The 18,364-nt window shown below is 68.5% G+C and carries 27 protein-coding genes; 24 read left to right on the top strand and 3 right to left on the bottom strand.

Features of this window, described 5'->3' with window-relative positions; genetic code table 11:
• Positions 1 to 4: 4 nt before the first annotated feature.
• A complete protein-coding gene (locus AB4Z55_RS00135; protein WP_369518835.1) occupies positions 5 to 349 on the bottom strand; it encodes a hypothetical protein in 345 nt (114 codons plus the stop codon).
• A 388-nt stretch (positions 350 to 737) separates the two neighbouring features.
• On the opposite strand from AB4Z55_RS00135, the gene AB4Z55_RS00130 reads away from it, so the two are divergent.
• The 8 genes from AB4Z55_RS00130 (at position 738) to AB4Z55_RS00095 (ending at position 8,125) form a co-directional block, all read left to right on the top strand.
• The gene (locus AB4Z55_RS00130) at positions 738 to 2,819 is read left to right on the top strand and encodes an FtsK/SpoIIIE domain-containing protein (protein ID WP_369518834.1); all 2,082 of its coding nucleotides are present in this window, start codon (positions 738 to 740) and stop codon (positions 2,817 to 2,819) included.
• 57 nt (positions 2,820 to 2,876) lie between these two features.
• On the top strand, positions 2,877 to 3,263 hold the full coding sequence (locus tag AB4Z55_RS00125; protein WP_165631003.1) for a hypothetical protein: 387 nt from the start codon (positions 2,877 to 2,879) through the stop codon (positions 3,261 to 3,263).
• 47 nt (positions 3,264 to 3,310) lie between these two features.
• Positions 3,311 to 4,624: a hypothetical protein gene (locus AB4Z55_RS00120; protein WP_369518833.1), complete on the top strand. Its 1,314-nt coding sequence runs from the start codon at positions 3,311 to 3,313 to the stop codon at positions 4,622 to 4,624.
• Between the two features lie 44 nt (positions 4,625 to 4,668).
• Positions 4,669 to 6,012, top strand: a complete 1,344-nt coding sequence (locus AB4Z55_RS00115; RefSeq protein ID WP_369518832.1) for a hypothetical protein — start codon at positions 4,669 to 4,671, stop codon at positions 6,010 to 6,012.
• Positions 6,013 to 6,144: 132 nt separating this feature from the next.
• Complete coding sequence (locus AB4Z55_RS00110) at positions 6,145 to 6,660, top strand: hypothetical protein (protein ID WP_369518831.1); 516 nt, start codon at positions 6,145 to 6,147, stop codon at positions 6,658 to 6,660.
• A 5-nt stretch (positions 6,661 to 6,665) separates the two neighbouring features.
• Positions 6,666 to 6,878, top strand: coding sequence for a hypothetical protein (locus tag AB4Z55_RS00105; RefSeq protein ID WP_369518830.1), 213 nt, complete (start codon positions 6,666 to 6,668; stop codon positions 6,876 to 6,878).
• Positions 6,875 to 7,360, top strand: coding sequence for a hypothetical protein (locus tag AB4Z55_RS00100; RefSeq protein ID WP_369518829.1), 486 nt, complete (start codon positions 6,875 to 6,877; stop codon positions 7,358 to 7,360). The genes AB4Z55_RS00105 and AB4Z55_RS00100 overlap by 4 nt, the downstream gene beginning before the upstream one ends.
• Before the next feature lie 27 nt (positions 7,361 to 7,387).
• The gene (locus tag AB4Z55_RS00095; RefSeq protein ID WP_369518828.1) at positions 7,388 to 8,125 is read left to right on the top strand and encodes a hypothetical protein; all 738 of its coding nucleotides are present in this window, start codon (positions 7,388 to 7,390) and stop codon (positions 8,123 to 8,125) included.
• 56 nt (positions 8,126 to 8,181) lie between these two features.
• Here the strand turns inward: AB4Z55_RS00095 and AB4Z55_RS00090 are convergent, their stop codons facing one another.
• Positions 8,182 to 8,364, bottom strand: a complete 183-nt coding sequence (locus AB4Z55_RS00090) for a hypothetical protein (RefSeq protein ID WP_165631008.1) — start codon at positions 8,362 to 8,364, stop codon at positions 8,182 to 8,184.
• Between the two features lie 133 nt (positions 8,365 to 8,497).
• On the opposite strand from AB4Z55_RS00090, the gene AB4Z55_RS00085 reads away from it, so the two are divergent.
• The 16 genes from AB4Z55_RS00085 (at position 8,498) to AB4Z55_RS00010 (ending at position 17,459) form a co-directional block, all read left to right on the top strand.
• On the top strand, positions 8,498 to 8,872 hold the full coding sequence (locus AB4Z55_RS00085) for a hypothetical protein (RefSeq protein ID WP_369518827.1): 375 nt from the start codon (positions 8,498 to 8,500) through the stop codon (positions 8,870 to 8,872).
• A gap of 26 nt (positions 8,873 to 8,898) precedes the next feature.
• On the top strand, positions 8,899 to 9,522 hold the full coding sequence (locus AB4Z55_RS00080; protein ID WP_369518826.1) for a hypothetical protein: 624 nt from the start codon (positions 8,899 to 8,901) through the stop codon (positions 9,520 to 9,522).
• Positions 9,519 to 10,355 carry a hypothetical protein gene (locus tag AB4Z55_RS00075; RefSeq protein WP_369518825.1) on the top strand — a complete coding sequence of 279 codons (837 nt, stop codon included), beginning with the start codon at positions 9,519 to 9,521 and terminating at the stop codon, positions 10,353 to 10,355. Before AB4Z55_RS00080 ends, AB4Z55_RS00075 begins: the two co-directional genes overlap by 4 nt.
• A 29-nt stretch (positions 10,356 to 10,384) precedes the next feature.
• Entirely contained in the window at positions 10,385 to 10,660 is a 276-nt protein-coding gene (locus tag AB4Z55_RS00070; RefSeq protein ID WP_369518824.1) for a hypothetical protein, read from the top strand.
• Positions 10,661 to 10,669: 9 nt separating this feature from the next.
• The gene (locus AB4Z55_RS00065; protein ID WP_369518823.1) at positions 10,670 to 10,858 is read left to right on the top strand and encodes a hypothetical protein; all 189 of its coding nucleotides are present in this window, start codon (positions 10,670 to 10,672) and stop codon (positions 10,856 to 10,858) included.
• Complete coding sequence (locus AB4Z55_RS00060; RefSeq protein ID WP_369518822.1) at positions 10,855 to 11,256, top strand: hypothetical protein; 402 nt, start codon at positions 10,855 to 10,857, stop codon at positions 11,254 to 11,256. Before AB4Z55_RS00065 ends, AB4Z55_RS00060 begins: the two co-directional genes overlap by 4 nt.
• 2 nt (positions 11,257 to 11,258) lie before the next feature.
• The gene (locus tag AB4Z55_RS00055) at positions 11,259 to 11,477 is read left to right on the top strand and encodes a hypothetical protein (protein WP_369518821.1); all 219 of its coding nucleotides are present in this window, start codon (positions 11,259 to 11,261) and stop codon (positions 11,475 to 11,477) included.
• On the top strand, positions 11,474 to 12,499 hold the full coding sequence (locus AB4Z55_RS00050) for a DUF5131 family protein (protein ID WP_369518820.1): 1,026 nt from the start codon (positions 11,474 to 11,476) through the stop codon (positions 12,497 to 12,499). The genes AB4Z55_RS00055 and AB4Z55_RS00050 overlap by 4 nt, the downstream gene beginning before the upstream one ends.
• On the top strand, positions 12,496 to 13,236 hold the full coding sequence (locus AB4Z55_RS00045) for a hypothetical protein (RefSeq protein WP_369518819.1): 741 nt from the start codon (positions 12,496 to 12,498) through the stop codon (positions 13,234 to 13,236). The genes AB4Z55_RS00050 and AB4Z55_RS00045 overlap by 4 nt, the downstream gene beginning before the upstream one ends.
• Positions 13,237 to 13,347: 111 nt before the next feature.
• Complete coding sequence (locus tag AB4Z55_RS00040) at positions 13,348 to 13,563, top strand: hypothetical protein (protein ID WP_369518818.1); 216 nt, start codon at positions 13,348 to 13,350, stop codon at positions 13,561 to 13,563.
• Positions 13,560 to 13,859, top strand: a complete 300-nt coding sequence (locus AB4Z55_RS00035; RefSeq protein WP_369518817.1) for a hypothetical protein — start codon at positions 13,560 to 13,562, stop codon at positions 13,857 to 13,859. Before AB4Z55_RS00040 ends, AB4Z55_RS00035 begins: the two co-directional genes overlap by 4 nt.
• Complete coding sequence (locus AB4Z55_RS00030) at positions 13,859 to 14,113, top strand: hypothetical protein (RefSeq protein ID WP_369518816.1); 255 nt, start codon at positions 13,859 to 13,861, stop codon at positions 14,111 to 14,113. The genes AB4Z55_RS00035 and AB4Z55_RS00030 overlap by 1 nt, the downstream gene beginning before the upstream one ends.
• A 130-nt stretch (positions 14,114 to 14,243) precedes the next feature.
• Positions 14,244 to 14,801 carry a MerR family transcriptional regulator gene (locus AB4Z55_RS00025; RefSeq protein WP_369518815.1) on the top strand — a complete coding sequence of 186 codons (558 nt, stop codon included), beginning with the start codon at positions 14,244 to 14,246 and terminating at the stop codon, positions 14,799 to 14,801.
• A 15-nt stretch (positions 14,802 to 14,816) separates the two neighbouring features.
• On the top strand, positions 14,817 to 16,787 hold the full coding sequence (locus AB4Z55_RS00020; RefSeq protein WP_369518814.1) for an RNB domain-containing ribonuclease: 1,971 nt from the start codon (positions 14,817 to 14,819) through the stop codon (positions 16,785 to 16,787).
• Positions 16,784 to 17,185 (top strand): WhiB family transcriptional regulator, encoded by a 402-nt coding sequence (locus AB4Z55_RS00015; RefSeq protein ID WP_369518813.1) that lies wholly within the window; start codon positions 16,784 to 16,786, stop codon positions 17,183 to 17,185. The genes AB4Z55_RS00020 and AB4Z55_RS00015 overlap by 4 nt, the downstream gene beginning before the upstream one ends.
• Positions 17,186 to 17,249: 64 nt before the next feature.
• Positions 17,250 to 17,459: a hypothetical protein gene (locus AB4Z55_RS00010; protein ID WP_369518812.1), complete on the top strand. Its 210-nt coding sequence runs from the start codon at positions 17,250 to 17,252 to the stop codon at positions 17,457 to 17,459.
• Between the two features lie 30 nt (positions 17,460 to 17,489).
• Here AB4Z55_RS00010 and AB4Z55_RS00005 read toward each other — a convergent pair.
• The coding region (locus AB4Z55_RS00005) for an ATP-dependent DNA ligase (protein WP_369518811.1) at positions 17,490 to 18,364 on the bottom strand (875 nt) is incomplete at its 5' end.

Here is an 18,364-nt window from a genome sequence, read left to right as displayed (position 1 = left end):
GTCCTCAGAGCCCGATCAGGCTCAGCGCCCACTGCTGGACCGTCTGCTGGGTCGCGGCACTACCGGCGATACCGACGAGCATCAGCACCACCACGCTCAACGCGGCGACGGTGATCACCTTCGATGCGTTCTGCCGCATGGCACCCATGCCGGCGACGCAGGCAATGGCCAAGATGATTACGGCGAATACGTTGTCTTTGATCCACGACGTCAGCGTCTGCGTTCCGACATCGCCCTCGGCCGCCAAGAGGAGTGAGTCGGTGCTGTGTACCGCCATGTTGCCGCCACCACCGGAAGGGGTGTGGGCAGCAGCGAGCAAAAGCATTGCATCGGGGAGCGTTTCGATCATCTCGGTCCAATCAGAGTGTGGTCTCAGTGAAGAGGGCGATCCAACATCGCTGCCTTGAGTTGGACGCTACTGCCAGTTTTCACCGATGCAACGCACGACTGCGAACAAGCCGGAAAAGCCGCTTCGCGGAACGCTCTGAGGCACAACCCCTTCGGGGATCAGGCCCGCCCCCCGTAGGGGGGCGGGCCTGCGTCTAGTAGAAATCCGCGGCTCAACCATCTTTGATCCAGGTGCCAGTTGTGGTGCTCAAACAGCCTCCTGCGCAGCGCTATGCAGGGGCCTGCGAATGCCGCACCTGGAGCTCTCAAATTGGTCCGTAGTCGTGCGTTGCGCGGCGCGAAATCGGGGTTACGTTCGACTCACTAGACCGATCGATTGAGGAGTGGGTGTGACCGATCCGTTGTCGCGTGAGTTGGAAGCGACTGTGCGCGACATGTTCTCGGCTGGCCCATCGTCGTCGAAGGCTCCGAAGAACGCTGGAAACGACAGCCAAAACGGCGTCGAGAGCGCACGCTTCATCCCGATCTCAGCGATTCCGGCGGTCGTGTTCGTGCTCCTTCGGTTCACCGCTGGAATCAGCGCCCCGATCCCCGTGCTGGCGAGCGTTCTCGCCCATCCGGTGGTGGTGTGGGTGCTTGCTCATCAGCCGTTGGTGATCGCTGCGCTCGTTGCGGTAGCCATCATTGATGGGTTGCGGTTCAACGCGTTCCGCCATCGCCGCGCGTTGCGCCGCATGGTGTGGCAGGCCACTCGTCAGCAGCCGGTGTGGGTGCGGGTGCCGTGGTGGGTGCGTCCGGGTCGCTTGGTGTCGGCGCGGATCAAGCTGGTCGCCGGTTCGGTGATCGACGACGCCCCGATGGGCAGGCTCACCGCCGCGGTCAAACACCGCTACGAGAACCATCGGTGGGAGTACACCGTCACCCATCGCGGCGATCGGTTGTTCATCACGCGTACGCCGGTGGTGCCCGATACCCGGTCGCAGCGACATCGCACTTTGCAGGCGGCGTTGGACGCGAACTCGATCCTGCCCGATGCCGCGGTCACCGTCCTGGGCCACGACGAGGCCGGCCACGAGAGTGGGTATCGGATCGGGTTCACTCCGAACCTCAAGACGGGCAACGAGTCCTACCAGAATACAGTCGCCGACGCGCTAGTGAAGCTTGCAGGTGACCACGAGTCCGGGCATCTGTGGGATGTGACGTGGCGGGTCGACCGCGGCTATGTCGACCTCGGACTCAAGGCGCCGCTGCCCACCCGGGTGGATCATCCCCTCGACATCGCCGACGATGAGCGGCTGCACGTGCCCTACGCCACCGGTGAAGCCGGCCAGCTGGCGGTGTGGAACATCTCCACCTCGTCCTCGGCCCCGCACATGCTCGTCATCGGCCCGACCGGTGGCGGTAAGACCACCCTGATCCTGTCGGTCATCACCGAACTCGTCCGCCGCAACGTGCCCGTCATCGGGGTCGATCCGAAGAAGATCGAACTCGACGGCATCCATGACCATCCCGGCGTCGCCGCGGTCATCATCAACCCGGTCCGGGCGGCGATGCTGGTGCGGGCGTTGTGCACCGAGATGCACGCACGCATGGACTACGTGCGCATCAACAAGATGGAAGCCAAAGAGCTACCGATGCTCGTGGTGGTCCTCGACGAGTTCTTCATCCTGTCCGCAGCCTGGCAACGGATGCTTAAGTCCGGCGACGAGGACACCAAAGACCTCCTCAAGAGCCTCGACCCGCTGGGGGCGATCGCCGAACTGGGTGCACTTTCACGCTCCTCGGGTATCCGCATGCTCGTCGGGGTGCAGCGTCCCGACGCCCAGATCTTCGGCGCCAACTCCGGTTCGGTGCGCGACAACTTCAAGACCCGCGCCTCGTTGGCTTCGCTGTCCCAAGACGGCGCGATGATGCTGTGGGGCGACGCGCAGATCGGCCGCAACGTCGACGCCTCGGTTCCCGGTCGAGCGACCGCCACAAAACTCGACGGCAACCCGATGGACGCGCAGGTGTGGTGGACGCCCAACCTTGACCGCCACCCCAACAAGTGGAACCGCATGAGCGCGAAAGACCAGGCGCTCATCACCAGCCTCACCCCCGACGAAGGCCCCTCGGTCACCTGCTACTCCAGCGAACTCGCCGAACTGCTGCGCGACGAGCAACAGATGTCGATGCAGAAAGAGTTCGCACCGGAACCGATGCTGATCGGCGGCCGCTCGCTGGACACCACGCCCGACGATCTGCCCGATGCGCTACCGGCCAACCAGCTCACCGAGGGAACCGCGATCCTCGTCGACATCGATGGCCAGCTCACCGAAGCCACCGTGCTGACCGTGGCCACCACCGACAACGGCGCCACCGAAATCCGCGCCCAGATCGCCGGCACCCGCCAGACCGTGACCGAACGCTACCGCCCACACGAACCCGCGTTCCTCGCCGCCGCCGACACCACCACCACCGTCCCCGCATAGCTGCCGAGCTATCCACCGCTTTCCGTCCAACCAATACCCCTAGAGAAAGGCACGTGAATGTCTGAGCGTCTGAACCTCACCATCAACCCCACCGAGCAGGAGTGGGAGGCCATGGAGACCCCGTTCCGCCGCCAGGGCGCCAAAGACCCGCTGATCTCCGAGCTACGCGAGGTGCTCTACGCGGGTCCGGCCTGGATCGGCAAAGCCCGCGACGGTGGCGGGATCGCCGCCGACCGCCTCCAGGAGATCATCGACGCCGCCGAGGCCAAGGCCGACACCCTCGACCATCTGCCCGAAGGGGAGCACCGCAACAAGGCCCACGCCGCGGCGACCGAGGCCGCCGACGCCGCCAAGAAGCTCCTCGCGGAGTTGAACTTCGGCCCCGGCGAGCGCGGTGCGCACCAGGCCGGCGAACACCACCAGCACAACGGCGTCACCGTCTGACCGGCGCCTGGCACAGACAACGACCACGGAAAGGAGGCACGTAGGCGATGACCACCCCCACGATCGATGTCGTCATCCGCGACGATCTGAGCGCCGATGTGCTTACTCCGCAAGGCCGCGTGGTGAAGAAGTTGACCGTCACCACCGACGGCGATCTCGGCGCAGCGGTCGGTGATTACGTCGCCGAGCAAGCGCGTCTGTTCGAGACGCCTGTGTTGGTGCGTACCAGCCGCGGCGACGGCGCGGCCGGCAGTCTGCTGCTCGTCGATGGCGACCGGCAAGCCACCGAGATGGTCCTCGCCGACGACGGCACCGCCGTGCCGGCCACCAACCTGCGCGAGGACGGCTTCGTGACCGAGACCGGAGAACCGGTCGTCGACGACGTCGAAACGCTGCTCGAGGACGTGGTCGACGACGCCACTCACAGCGACGCCATCGACAACGAGGTTGCCCACGACGAGGTCACCCAGACTGCCGACTTCACCGTGAACGACCCCGCACCCACCGAGCCCATCCCCACCCAACCCATTGCCGCAGAGCCGGTCGCACCGCCGCCGGCTCCTCCGACGCCGCCACGCCCCCGGCCCACCGCCGCCCCAACCGGGCCGGTACAGGTGCCCACCGGCGGCGCCGCAGAGGCTCCCGGCGGGCACGGGCTCGACGCGCCGCAGGCCCGTCCCGAACCCACACGGGCCCCCCGACCGGCGCGCCCCATGCCCACCGGTAAGCGCGGGGTGGGCCCGCACGTACCCCGCCCGCCCCGACCCACCCCCGCCGCACACGACGTCGGCGAGCAGCCTGGCGGCCGGCTGGGTCAGGTGTGGGCCAACCACCGCCGACCGATCCTGGTGATCACCGGCGCGGTGATCGCTCTCGCCGTGGCCGCAGGGCTACTGGCTGGTGGCCTGTTCTCCGGCGGCGACTCCCAGGGCCCGGCCGATCCGGTCGAGGCGATGGCCACCCCCGACCCCACCTCCGATGCCGTGGAATGCCCCACCCGCACCGAGGGCGCCACCACCACCGGCCGCGACCCCGGCGATCAAACCTCCGGGGCCAACGTCATCAAGGCCTTCGACTACGCCTACTACACCTGGCGCTCGGGCACCGCCGCACGAGCAATGGTGTCCTCCAACGGCAAAGTCGCCCCCGCCATCCAGATCCAGTCCGCGATCGACGTCCTCGACCAGGACCTGCGCTACTGCCTGTCCATCACCGACCGCGGCCGCGGTGTCTACGGCGTCGAACTCACCGAAATCCCGCCCATCGGGGAGCCACGGGTGATCAACCAGAAGATCACCACCACCGAGATCGGCGGCAAGTACTGGATCGCCGCCATCGAAAAAGACACCCCCAAGCCCTGAAACCACCCCGCAGACACACCACTTCCGCGAAAGGAACCCCACCGATGATGAACACCCTGACCGAGGACCGCGCCGCGGCGCGCGCCCACGCAGCACCCCCGCCGCGGGCCGCGCGACGGGCACTGCGCGCCACGATCGCTTCGACCGCAGTCGCCGCATCGCTGGCCGGTGCGGTGCTTTCGGCCGCGCCGGCGCTGGCCGATCCCGAACAGGGCGGCGTGATCCCGGAATCCACCCCCGATCAGGGTGGGGTCACCCCCGAAGCGCCGCCGGTCGCACCGCCCCCGGTGGCTCCGCCGCAAGCCCCGCCCAGCTACGACCCGGGGCCGGGTGTGATCCCCGCACCCCCGCAGGAAGCGCCGTACCAGCCCTACGTCGAGCCGCAGGTCTACAACGAGCCGACCTATGACCAGGCCTACAACCCGGCCCCGCCGCGGGCCTACACCCTGCCGCGCCCGGTCGCGCCGGTCCGCCCGATCGCCCCGCCGCCCAAGACGCTGCGCGTGGGCAACTTCGTCGTCGAGGAAGACCAGCTCAAGCGCGACGCACCGTGGCTGACCGACCGCCAGCGCAACTCGATCAACGAGTGGTCTGCCTACGGCGAAGCCAAGATCGCCCAGGGCCTCATCAGCGTGGGTGTGCCCGAGGACGAGGCCTCCCGCCAGGCCGCAGCCACCATCATCGGCGTTGCCCTCGGCGGTACCGCCGGTGCGGCAGCTGCGGGCATCCCGGCTGCGGTCGTCGGCGGTCTCGGCGGTGCGGCGATCGGCGCCGGCATCGGTTTCGGTGTCGGGTCCTTCCCGGTGCCCGGTCCGCAGACCGGCTACACCACCGCGGTCGGTGCCGGTATCGGCGCCGCGGCCGGTGCCGCGCTGTTGGGCATCCCCGCAGCGATCGCCGGTGGCGTGGTCGGAGGTGTCGCCGGTGGCGCGATCGCTCACGCCCTGGGCGCTGGTGACCCCGGCGCACGCCCGGACCGCCCCCGGCTGCCCGGGGAACCCGAACCGGTCCGCCCGCAGCCGCGCAAGCCGCAGCAGCAGGTCGTGATCGACAACCCCGGCGCCAACCAGTTCGAGGTGCACCTACCCGCCGACCAGGCGGCCAAGGCCGGTCTGCCGGCCGTGCACTACCAGGTCAACATGCGCGGAGATGTCAACGCGCAGGTCAACGTCGGCGGCCGCAACCTGGAAGCGAACTGGAGCGGTGAGCAGGCCCGCGCCCCGTATGCCGCGCTCGGTGCGGCGAAGGACCAGGCCGAAAAGACGGTCAACCAGTGGACCCGCCAGGCCAGCGACCAGCTCAAGCAGGTCGTGCCCGGCATCGACGTCGCCTGGCCCCAGGAGAAGAAGCAGCCGGCCAACCCCGGCCCCAGACACGCCCGCCGATAACGAGGGGTGCGGGCGCACCACGGATGCCGGGGAACCGAGCCGCCACCGTGCGGCCCGGGCCCCGGCATCCATGCGTTCCCCAAACGAAAGACCGCACATCCCAGAGGGTGTGCCCACCGAAAGGACCACGACGTGCCAACCAAGAGGCGACTACCTGCCGCCATCATCACAGCAGCGGCCGCCGCGGCGATGGTGCTGGTCGCTGGATGCGGCGACGACGCGCCAGACAGCCGCAGCGCCAAGGCGATCAGTCCGTCGACAGTGCCCTCGGCCGAGGCCGATCTGGACGCAATCGTGCTCGGCTGGGGCCAGAGACTCGACCCGAACGAGATCACCCATCCCGCACCCGACGACCTCGAGGTGACCTGCACCGGCCGCGACGACCAACTCAAAGTCAAGATCACCGACACCAACGGCTGGAAGATCCTGCTGGCCCACGGTTCTCAGCAGATGCGCGTGGAAAACGCCGACCGCGGTCTTGAAGCCGACCTCGACGCAGCGAAGATCCCCACCCCCACACCACAAATCGACTGGTCCCAACCCAACCAGGTCGACATCGCCGCCCACGCCATCGTCCCCGACACCTGGACCTCGCCCTACGGGCCCGGACAGCAATTCCACCTGTCGGCACACATCGACTGCGCCTGAGCCCCATGTTCACCCACACCCTGACCACCTACCGCGACCCCCGCCTGGGTGTGCAGCACCGCGCGTCGGTCTATCTCGACGGGCAGTGGTGGATGGAATGGACCGGAAGCCTCGACTACGTCACCGATCACCTCGCCGACACCATCCGCGCACCCGACGACAACACCGAATGTTCAAGCACACCAGCACAACACCCACCGAGGAAAGGCACATCATGACAACCACCACACGCCCCCTGGCCCGCCCCGTACTGGCGGCCACTGCACTACTGCTGGCCGTGCTCGCCGCTGCCGCCGGACTCGGCGCCGGCACCGCATCAGCGCGCCCGGCCGAAGCGCCGCGCCTGGCGATCGCCGGCGACGACATCTGGACCGTGGGCAACCACGACAACTGCCGCGGCCCCATCCGCGTCAGCGCCAAGACCGACCCCCGCCAGCCCGGCACCGTGTTCATCACCTACCGGCCCGGACGATTCACCGGCGACGGCCCCGGATGGCACCGCAACCCGGTGTGCACCATGCGAGTCCGCGCGAACTGGACCTTCCCCGCCACCCTGCGCCCCTTCGCGCGGATCGTCGCCGGACCCCGCGGCGGCAAAGCCGTCACCCAGGTCCTGCGCACCGGATCGGGGTTGCAGGGCATGGGCTTCGGCACCGCCTTCCCCCACAAACCGGTGTCCTACTACCTCCTCGTCCCCTAGAACCCACACACGAGCAGAGAGCGCACCATGACTGAGCCCGGCACTCGTAGTCACGGCACCTGGACATGGGAAGGCGACTACCTTCCGATGTGGCAGGCCCTCTGGGGTACTGGAGCGACCAAGACCACCGACGAACAACTCGCCGAGCGTCTAGGCCGATCAGTCAAGGCGGTGCGCAAACGGGCCCGGGAGGTGACCGCCGTCGGCAGCTGCTTTGCCGGCGGCGGTCTGCCCGGGATGCGCAAAACCAAACGCCTGAGCGTCGAGCAGTTCCGCGCCGCGGTACACACCTACTGCCACAGTGAGGGAATCCCCCTGTGGGACAACCGCGCCGATCAAAAGCTCCGCGCCGCCTGGGCGGCGGGCTGGCCCACCCTGGCCCAACTCGGCTCGCTGGTCGGCGCGACCGAACAGCAAGTCGTCAACCGCCTGATCGCCCTCGGCCTGGCCCAGGGCGTCGTCGAGGCCGCCGACCATCTCGGCGCCACCCCCGGCGGACCGGTCGAGGTCAACGCCCGCCTGGGCCGCGCCCATACCGACACCGCGGTGTGGGTGCTCGTCGTCATCGACCCCGACGACGGCGCGATCGAGGTCACCACCCACACCGATGAACGCACCCTCACACGGCACGCCCAAACCGCCACCCGCGCGATAGGACCCCGCGCGCGGTGGCACATCAGCGAAAACGTCGCCGGCGAAACACACGCCCGCACCCACCACGCCGGCACGGGGATCGTCTCGGCGCCGCGGCTGGACATCGCATGATCGCCGGAGGAGTGCCCGCAATCGCGGGTGTGAATAAGGCTGCGCCGACTGGATACTCAGCGATCCTCAACGCCATCGAGCAGCCGGTAGATCGTGGTGCGACTGATTCCGGTCAGGGTGTGGATCCGGTTGATCGTCACCCCGGCCGCCAACGCGTCACGAATCAGTCGATCGCGGACGTCGACGGCCCGCTTCCACTCACGCAACGCCTCCTCGGCGGCCTCACGATCGACAGACATGTACCGGAGTGTACATGTCCCCTCCGGTACAGAAACCCTCTTGTATGTACAAAACGGTGCATGTACAGTTCGGTTCACCTGTTGCGGTAATTTCGCCGACGACGGCGATCGACACCACGGAAGGTAGGCAAGGATGAAAGCGCTGGTTCTCACCGATCGCGGTGACACCGAGTACGTCGAGCTTCCGGCGAACGATCCCGAGCAGGCATTGCGCGAAGTCGTTGGCGGGCCGCTCAATCCGCTGCCGCTGACCCACCTCGCGGATCACCTGGACCTGTGGACACTGTTCGAACCCCTATCCACGGTGACTGTCGGTGGAATCGGTTACAACGATGTGGCCACCCAGATCGCCACAGCCGGAGTCGGCAAACCGCGGGCGGTGATCGGCACCGCGGTTCTCACCGCGCACACCGACTCGGGCATCCTCGCCGCACTCTCCCCACACGACTGCGCCGCCCTGAACCGCATCATCGCCGAGATCTACACCGGCTACCGCACCGCCGGATAACCCCCCACCACCTTGAGGACGAGCCGATGAGCACTCACTCCGCACACCCCGCCGGCGACCCGGCCACCTGGACGGTGGCTCAGCTCGCCGAGCACCCAGCAGTGCGCACCACCTTCACCGTCCTCGGGCACTTGAACCCGCGGGTGTTCGAGTCGATCGAGTTCTCCCTGGCCTGCGACGAAATCGCCGCCGTCAACCAGATCCCAGCACCCTGCGGGCTTTTCGCCGCCGCGATCCGCCACCTGGCCGCCACCGCCGCGCGAGAGGTCGGTTCCCGCGAGCTCGCCGTCGACACGCACCCCAGCGAAGACGACTTCGAGTACGTGCCTACCGCACGGGCCGAGCTGCGCATGCTCATCGCCCAACACCAGCGGCGCGTCCTGGCATCCAATCGCGACGTCGACGCCGAACAGCGCACCGTGCACGCCGCGGTCGCCCGCCACCTCAACTACTGCGACCCCCGCAACTACGGCGGCGTCGACGGGCTGCCCGACGTCGAGGTCCGCGACCTCATCGCCGCCTCGATCAACCAGCAGATCCGCGCCACCGCCCACCCCGCGATCCGCGGCCACCTCTACGGCGCGCGGCTGCTGCTGACCGGCGCCGTCGCACCCACACTCGTCCTCGATCCGCAGGAGGCCGTGCAGTGACCACTCCGACCGGTGACTCCTACCCGCTGACCTTCATCGAACTGTCACGGTGGAACGTCGCCCAAACACACCCGGTGAGCTGCCCACTTCACCGCACCCCGGAACCCATGGTCGCCGGCACCCACGAATCCGCCGGACACCCGATGTGGATCTGCACCGAATGCGGCTACGTCACACCGGTGCTCGACGATGAAGCCCGTATGACCCTCGGCGCCACCCAGACCTTCACCACCGCCGCCCAGACCGCGCAGCTACGCCCCGACACCCGCCTGTTCGCACTCCCGACCACCCCGGGCACCGACCACACCACCGGCACCGTCGCCGTGCACGAACGCAACGCCGATCCGCGCTCGGCGCAAGTGGCCAGTTTCGGTGCAGCTTTCGCCGCACTGGTCATCGTCGGCTACTTCGTCGGGCTTCTGCCGGTCGGACCGATGATCGTGCCCGCCCTGGCTGCCCTGTGCGCCGCCGCTGTGGCCGGCGCCCTCACCCACGACCGGGTCCGAGCCCGCCACCACCGCCGATTCACGCTCATCACCGGTGCGCCAAGGATCACCCTGGTCAGTTACCTGCTGGCCGGGGACTGGATCGTGCGACCCCCTGCACCGACCGGCGATCACCTGTGGTCCGGCCCTCATGCCCAGCCGGTGGCCGCGGCAATCACCCATGACCGCGCCGCCCGCGTCATCCAAGTCGCCCGCCTCGGGGCCACCGCCCAAATTCAGGTCACCACCACCGCGGGCACCCTCGTCCTGCCCGACCTCGCATGCGTCGGCGTCGTCAACATGGCCGACCCCGCCCTGGCCGACTTCACCTACCACCCCCGCGGATAACCCGACCACCAACCTCAGGAGCAGCCGAGATGGACTACTACACCTACATCGTCATCCTCGCGCCCGGCGCCGTCGTCCTGCAGATGGCATTCCTCTACGACATCTGGCGCCTGCGCGACCGGCTGACAAGCTACTTCCAATCGGTGATCGCGGTTGTGATCGCCTACGTGTGCGCGATGCTCCTGGATACGGTGTGGGCCTCGCTCACCGCGGTCGTCGTCGCCGTCCTCACCCTGATACTGGGCTTCTGGCTGGCTTTCGGACCCGACCCCCACACCGACGACGACACCTCCGTCCACGAGTAGGGAGAGGTCATGAGCACGGCCCTAACCGACACTGCGACAACAGGAATACGCGCCGATTGCGACTGCGACTGCCACCAGGAGAACCAGCACTGCGAACGCTGCTGCCTCGACCCCGACACCGGGTTCTGCGAGGACTGCGCCTACTACCTCGAGCTGAGCCGCCACAGCCACACGGTGCGGGGCGGTGATCGACGGTGACCCAGTTGAGCCTGAACCTGCGCGCTCACGACTTGCCGCCACGCTGGGACGGCGACCCGGTCGACTGGTCACCCTGGCAACCGATGCCCGCCGTGACCCTCTGTCCGCCACCACGCACACAGGGATGCGACAACTGTGGTTCGGCGACCAGGCCGCTCACCTGCCACGGCACCCGCACCATCGCATACGGCCCCAACGTCATCCCCATCGGCCGGGGCCGCCTACACGACCGCCACATTCACGCCCGGCTGGTCGTGCACCGCTGCCCGGACTGCCGCCACGACACCGTCTTCGACCCCCACACCGGCCAATGGTGGGACCTCGACGACAGCGACTACCAAGACGCCGGCTCCTGGGAACCGACCACAGGCCCGACACCCACCACAAGGAGTGACTGACCATGCCCGGTGCCTACTGCCGCTACTGCGACCACCGATGCTTCGTCGACCGTGTCCTGCCCGACACCGGCCGACGTCTGCACATGGCCACCTGCCCGGCCGGGAAAGACCACGACCGCACCGTGTCTGGCTTCGACGCCGACACCGCGATCAACCCGGCCGCCGCGATCAGTGACGACGATCCACAGGCCACCACCCCTACCAGCGGGGTCCACCGGTGAGCACCTCCATCGAATGGACCGACGAGACGTGGAATCCGTTGTCCGGGTGCAGCAAAGTCTCACCAGGCTGTGACCACTGCTATGCCGAGACGATCGCCCACCGCTTCGCCGGCACCACGGCCTACCCCGACGGATTCAAGGTCACCCTGCGCCCCGAACGCCTCGAACAGCCGCTGCGGTGGACACGCCCCCGGATGGTGTTCGTCAACAGCATGAGCGACCTGTTCCACCACGACGTCCCGGACGACTACATCATCGACGTGTTCGCCGTCATGGCGATGGCTCGCCGGCACACCTTCCAAGTCCTCACCAAACGCCACGGCCGGATGCGATCACTGCTGTCCGACCCAGGCTTCTCCTCCGAGCTGTGGGAACGAATCGGGATCGTCAAGTATCCAGACGTTCCCACCGCGGCATGGCCGCTGCCGAACGTCTGGCTCGGCGTCTCAACCGAGAACCACCAGTGGGCCGGCATCCGCATCCCCGCACTCCTCGACACCCCCGCCGCCGTCAGATTCATCAGCGCCGAACCACTTCTCGGCGGGATCAACCTCTGTGCCTGCACAGGGTTGGATAATCGTGGCTGCCCGCTGCACGCCGACCACGCGCACCTCGACTGGGTGATCGTCGGCGGCGAGTCCGGACCGAGGGCGCGGCCGATGCACCTGAACTGGGCGCGCGGACTGCGCGACCAGTGCGTCGCCGCCGGGGTGCCGTTCCTGTTCAAACAACACGGGCAGTGGTCACCAGCAGCGCCCCTCGACGCCGCCGGCCGAGCCGACTACCGCAACGCCCACACGATCGCCGACGACGGCACCCTCTACGCTCCCGGGGATCTGGCCTACCCCGACGGGCCCCGCTACGGCGAAGCGCTGCGCGCCGGGCACAACCGCGCGCACCTGCACACCACCTTCCGCGTCGGAAAGAAGGCCGCCGGCCGCGAGCTCGACGGCCGTCTCTGGGACCAATACCCCGCGGCGGCCCTTCACCCCCGACCAGCAGCGGCCAGGAGTACTCGATGACTGCCCTCTCAGCCGATGAACGAGACCTGTTGCGCGAGTGGGTCCACATCATCGCCCCGGTCATCACCAACCCGGGTGAGGAGTGCCGCCGGCTCCGCGAGTCACGCAGAAGCGGGGGAGGGTTCGGCCGCAACTACGAGGTGACCGGCCAACGGTTCACCGGCACCTGGGCGCACTACGAGGTGACCGACCGATTCACCACCGGCCCCCACGCCGGACAACCCTCACGCCTGCGGTTCGAGCCACCGCACCGCGAAGTGTCGATCACCCTGGCGCGTCTGCGCCGGTGGGCCGAGGCGCTACCCGCCGAGCTACGCGAGCGCGCACACCACGCCTGGGCCACCCGCAGCCGCAACCTGACCGCCCTCACCGCGATCGCGCTGGAAGCCATCGACCTGCACACCCAGGCCGAACTCGAGGCCGCCCGCGCCGAATGGTTCACTACCCTGCCCTGCACCCAACCGCCGGCACTCTCACCGCACTGCGCCGAGGCCGGCCACGTGGGCTGCTGGCACGGCCGCGCTCGGCCGAGCTACGTCAGCGTCCGCCACGACGCCTCCCGACGGCGCCACGGTCCCCGCGGATACGTCGCCACCTTCCGGCCGGGATGGTCGCGCTACACCGAGAACACCTCAGCCCGCATCGTCGCCCCTGCCGACCACTACATGTGCGAATGCGCCTGCCACACCTACGGATACGCCGGGCAACAACTCGACCTGTTCGCCGAAATACAGTGAACGGCGGGCCCGCCGAGAACCTACGCCTGTGCTGCCTGGCCTCCGAGGCACGTAACGCGGGTCGGCAGGACGGGTTCAGAATGGGCATCAGCAAAGAACGGAGATCACCGGATGGTGAATGCGCCATTGGATGTCGGGCCACGATCGGGATACGGCTACGTGATGTGGCAGCTTCGTCGCCTGGCTCCGGCAGAACGTCAAGCGTGGGTGAACCAGATGCGCTACCGCATCGAACTCGGCTTCGGCAGCGGATGGGACCGCGAAGCCACTCGCGCGCTCGACGAAGCATCCACGTCGTACGAGGGGCTGTCTGGGAGCGACACGTGAACGTCACCGTCCACGACCTCGGCCACTACGAGTGTGAGAAGGGCGTGTTCACCGACTTTCCGCTGACGATGGAAGCCGACGAGGCTCCGCCGCGGTTGGCGGCGTTCTCCAAGTGGCGCACCGACGACGGACACATCCGCCGGCGCACCGTCGACGGCGTCACCTACATCGACATCACCCACCAGGACCGGGTGTGGACTTACCGGCTGTCGCAGGCCTACACGTGGGAGCCCTCCCCATCGGGCGGGTTCTTCCAGTGGCCGCAGTTCTTCGACGTCGGGGAGCTCCCCGACTGATGACCGCTGATCTGTTGAACCTCGACGGCCTCGTGGAGCTTGTCGACCGGGTCGAACACGCCCGGGGCGAGGCCCTGGCGATCGGGGAGTCCTCCGCGGTCAAAGCCGCCTTCCACGCCGCCGGCTCATTGAGCCTGCCCACCGCCAGCTACACCCTCGGTGTCGACGTCGACCGGTTCTGCGCGATCCTGGCCACCACCAACCCTGACCTCGCGGCACGCTTCCGCACCCACCGCGCCGCTCCCGCGCCCTGAACGGGACACAGGCAGCCGAACAGGACGCGGTCGGGCAACTGAGCCCGCGGAGCCGCCGCGGCTGTCTGAGGCCCGATACGCTGACATCAACCCGAGATCCACGATCACCACACCGAAGGGACACCAGCCGATGGCACACGATGCAGGCCAGGGCTCGTTCGACGAGCTGGCCCCCGAGCTGTTCACCGTGGCCACGGTCGACACCCCCACGACCGGCTACCGGGTGCCGGCGGTGCTGGAGATCGTCGGCGTCACCTACCGCCAGCTCGACTACTGGGCGCGCACCGGACTGGTCGAACCCAGCGTGCAAGCCGCCGCCGGGTCGGGGTCGCAGCGCCTCTACAGCTTCCGCGACATCCTCGCGCTCAAGATCGTCAAACGACTCCTCGACGCCGGGATCTCGTTGCGCAACATCCGCACTGCGGTCGAGTTCCTCGCTGAACGCGGCACCACCGACCTCGCGCAAACGACCTTGGTCAGCGACGGCACCACCGTCTACGAAGCGACCTCCGATGCCGAGATCATCGACCTGCTCCACGGCGGGCAAGGCGTGTTCGCCATCGCCGTCGGCCACACCCTGACCGACCTGGCCGGCGCCGTGCACCAGTTCCCCGCCGAAGACGCCACCCCCACCGCAGCGGCGGCCGCCGACGACCTCGCGCAGCGACGTGCGCGTCGCAGCGCCTGAGGACGCCCGCCCGAGATGGCCGCTGATCGACCGGTGACGCAGTCCGCGTTGATGATCGACGCGTCCACCACCCGGGACCGTGATGACGCGCTGACTATCACCCCCACCACCACGGGATGGGACGTCGCGGTGTTCGTGGCCAACGTCGCCGATCTGGTACCTGCCGGGTCGTCAGCCGATCGCACGGCAGCGACCCGGGTGGAAACCCGCTACCGCACCACAGGCACGGTGCCGATGCTCGGGGCGCAGCTCGAGCAGGCCGCGACCCTGTCGGCCACCCAGGATCGGGAGGCCCTGGCCATCCGCCTCCGGGTGAGCGCTGCCGGCGACGTGGCTCTGGCCGGCCTCGACCGTGAAGTGTTGCCGGCGGGGTCGTGTGTGGCGATCACCCACGATCAAGTCACCGCGGTCCTCGAGGACCCGGACCACGCCCATCACGCTCAGTTGTCGGCGGCCGCGCAGTTGGCGCAGGTGTTGACCGGCCGGCGGCGCGCAGCCGGGGCGTTTGTGGTCTACGACCTCACCCGCGGGTTGGTCTCGGGTGAAGACGGCCGCCTGCTGGCACTGCCCGAGGGGCACAACGCTGCGGCGTATGTGATCGTCCAGGAGATGATGATCGCGGCGAATTCTGTTGTGGCGCAGTACACCATCGACGCTGAGCTACCGATCCTGTTCCGCAACCACCTGCGCAACCCCGTCGCGCCCGCTGACGTCGACCGGCTCGCTGATTTGGCCGCTGCGCTGTCCACGGTCACCACCACCGCCGAGCTGGCCGCGTTGCAAGGACAGCTCAACACCGCGATCTCCAAAGCCACCTACGGCGCGACCGTCCGCGGGCACATCGGGTTGCAGGTCCCGGCCTACACGCACGCGACCTCGCCGTTGCGGCGCTACGCCGACCTGGTCACCCAACGCCAACTCCTGGCCCACCTCGACGGCACCGGGTTGCCCTACACCGCGGAGCAATTGGCCACCATCGCCCACGCCCTGGCCGCGATCACCGCCGAACGTAACGCCGAGTCTGAGGCAGCGCAGAAAGCCCGTACCCGCCGAGCGAACGAAGCGGCGATCGCCGCTGGCGACCTGTCGCACATGAACGACCGCGAGTTCCTGCGCATGCTGCGCCTGGGTACCCAGGCCGCACCGCCGGAGTCGGTGGCCGCCGAACTGACCGAACGGGCCACAGCTGGGCGGTTGCACGCCGGTCACCTCGCGGTGCTCTACACCACCGATCACCCCGACTGGAAGACACTGCGCGGCAACCTCACTGCACAACTACGTGCCGAGCACGCGTACCTGGCGCCGTCAGCGATCTCGGCACTCCAGCAGATCGACGGCGGACAGATCGTCACCCCCGCCCTCGACATCGACATCACCGGCCCACCCCATCAACGCACCTTCGCCACCCGGGCCCACCTCGAGGACATGACCACCCGCTGGCACACCGGACCGGTCAAGAAGGCCACCGAGCACGCTGCCCTGTGGGACCTGCTCGATATCATCGGCAGCCACGCACCCTCGGCGAACCCCGCCACACCACCACCCGCCCCATCCGAGCCCGAGCCGACACCGGCGGTGGCGCCGGCGTGCACACCTGCCAACCACACCCCGCCCCCGGTGGCCCCGAGGACCCCCACGCCAGCAAGGGCCTGGGATGCGTTCGCGCTGCACGCCGCGCTCGGCGGCGACGACGACACCCGGCGCGCGCGCCGCCGCGCCAACGCCCTGAAAAACCCGGTCGGCTGGCTGACCACCCTCGCGCCCACCATCGGCGCCGGCGAACTGCACGTCGACACCCACCCTGAGGGCCCACCCCATCAACGAACCTTCACCGTCACGCTCACCGCCGGACCCGCCCGCGGTACCGCCGCCGCGTCAAGTATCAAGGCGGCCAAGACCGCTGCCGCCCACGCCGCGGTCACCGGCCTGTTCGACAACCTGCCAGCGGTGGCCGCCACCGCTTCGGACCACGATGGCGGGGCATGAGCACACCCGTCATCCCCGGCGATATCCACACTGCGCCGCTGTATCCCAGCCGCAACCGGCGCGCGGCCACCCAAGGCCCCACCTGGGCGCTGGTCGAGTCCCCAGCCCGCCACCTACCCGCCGACGCCATCCCGGCGTGTGCCCGCAACCCCGACGCCTGGTTCCCCGATCGGCTGTCGACCGCCCGGGCGGGTGCCGGGCACGCGGAGATGGCCGCCTGCCGGCGCTGTCCAATCAGGCAAGCGTGCGCACGCGTCGCCCTGGACGACACCGCCCACCTCACCGGCATCTGGGCCGGGATCTACATCTCCCCACCCGGTTCGGCTAGCCAGAAAGCCGTCCGTGAAGCCGCGATCGAGCAGCTCCGCGCCATCGCCCACCCGGCCAGCGACCGGTAAGCAATGACGACTCTCGCGCGGCTCGTGGCCGGTCTACGCGCCAGAAATCGAGGGAGGTACTGAGATGGCCGACTATGAAGTGCCAGCCCGGTATTGCCACACCTGCGCGGTCATCGTTGCCTCCGACGAGCACCAACTCTGCGAACGGTGCGGAGCAGACCTTGTCACCATCACCGCGGTGGCGACACCGTTGCTACCAGACTCCGACAATCCGATGATCTGGGTGACCCTGACCCCTCATCTCGACGAACACGGCCGACCCTTCCCCCGCTGATCGCCGCGCGCAATCGGGTGTGCGACAGCATCACAAGGCGTCGAGTTCTGGCCACACCACCTCGCCGGGGGTCTTGTCGTTGCGGAAGCCCTTCCACGAGGGATGGCGCACACGGCGATGGAACTCGCGGTACTCGATGGTGCCCACCAGCATCGGTGTCACCCACCGCAGGTGGGCACTGCCGGTCCTGTGCGGGGTGGTGCCGGCGGTGAACGGGTGGTCGGCGGCCGCGATCTCGGTGAGCATCACCGCCGCCTCGCGTCGCTGGCGCTGGGTGAAGCCGGTGCCGACATCACCGAGATAGACCAGCTCGCCCGACGGGCTCAGGGCGCCCAGGAGCAGCGAGCGCACCGTGGTCGGGCTGCCGGTCCAGCCGCACACGATGACCTCCGCGCTGGCCCGTAGCGGGACCTTGATCCACGACGGGGAGCGTAGGCCCCGCCGGTAGACCGAGGAGCTGCGCTTGGCGACCACACCTTCCAGACCGAACTCGGCGGCCATCGCGACCATCGCCGCCGGGTCCGCGCCCGGCCAGTACGGGGTCACCTGTACCGCACCGGCGCTGTTGACGACCTCGCCCAGTAACTGCCGCCGCTCGAGGTAGGTCAGCGCGGCGGTGTCGTGGCCGTCGACCTCGAGCAGATCGAACACATAGAACGCCGCCGGCACCTCGGCCAACAACGGACGTCGGGGCCGCGGGGTGTGCATGCGCCGTTGCAGCCGCGCAAACGACGGCCTCCCGCCGTCGAGGGCCACGATCTCGCCGTCGACAACGACATCACGCCCACCGGTCGCGGTGCGTAGGGCCGCGACGATCTCGGGGTAGGTCGAGCTGATCGGACTGAGGTTGCGGCTGAGGATCAGCACCTCGGCATCAACAGTGCGCGCGACACCGCGTTGCCCAC

It is taken from the genome of Gordonia sp. ABKF26 (assembly GCF_041103195.1).
Taxonomy (GTDB): Bacteria; Actinomycetota; Actinomycetes; order Mycobacteriales; family Mycobacteriaceae; genus Gordonia; species Gordonia terrae.
The sequence above is the reverse complement of the archived record's forward strand: the minus strand, read 5'-3'. Positions and strand labels throughout refer to the sequence as shown.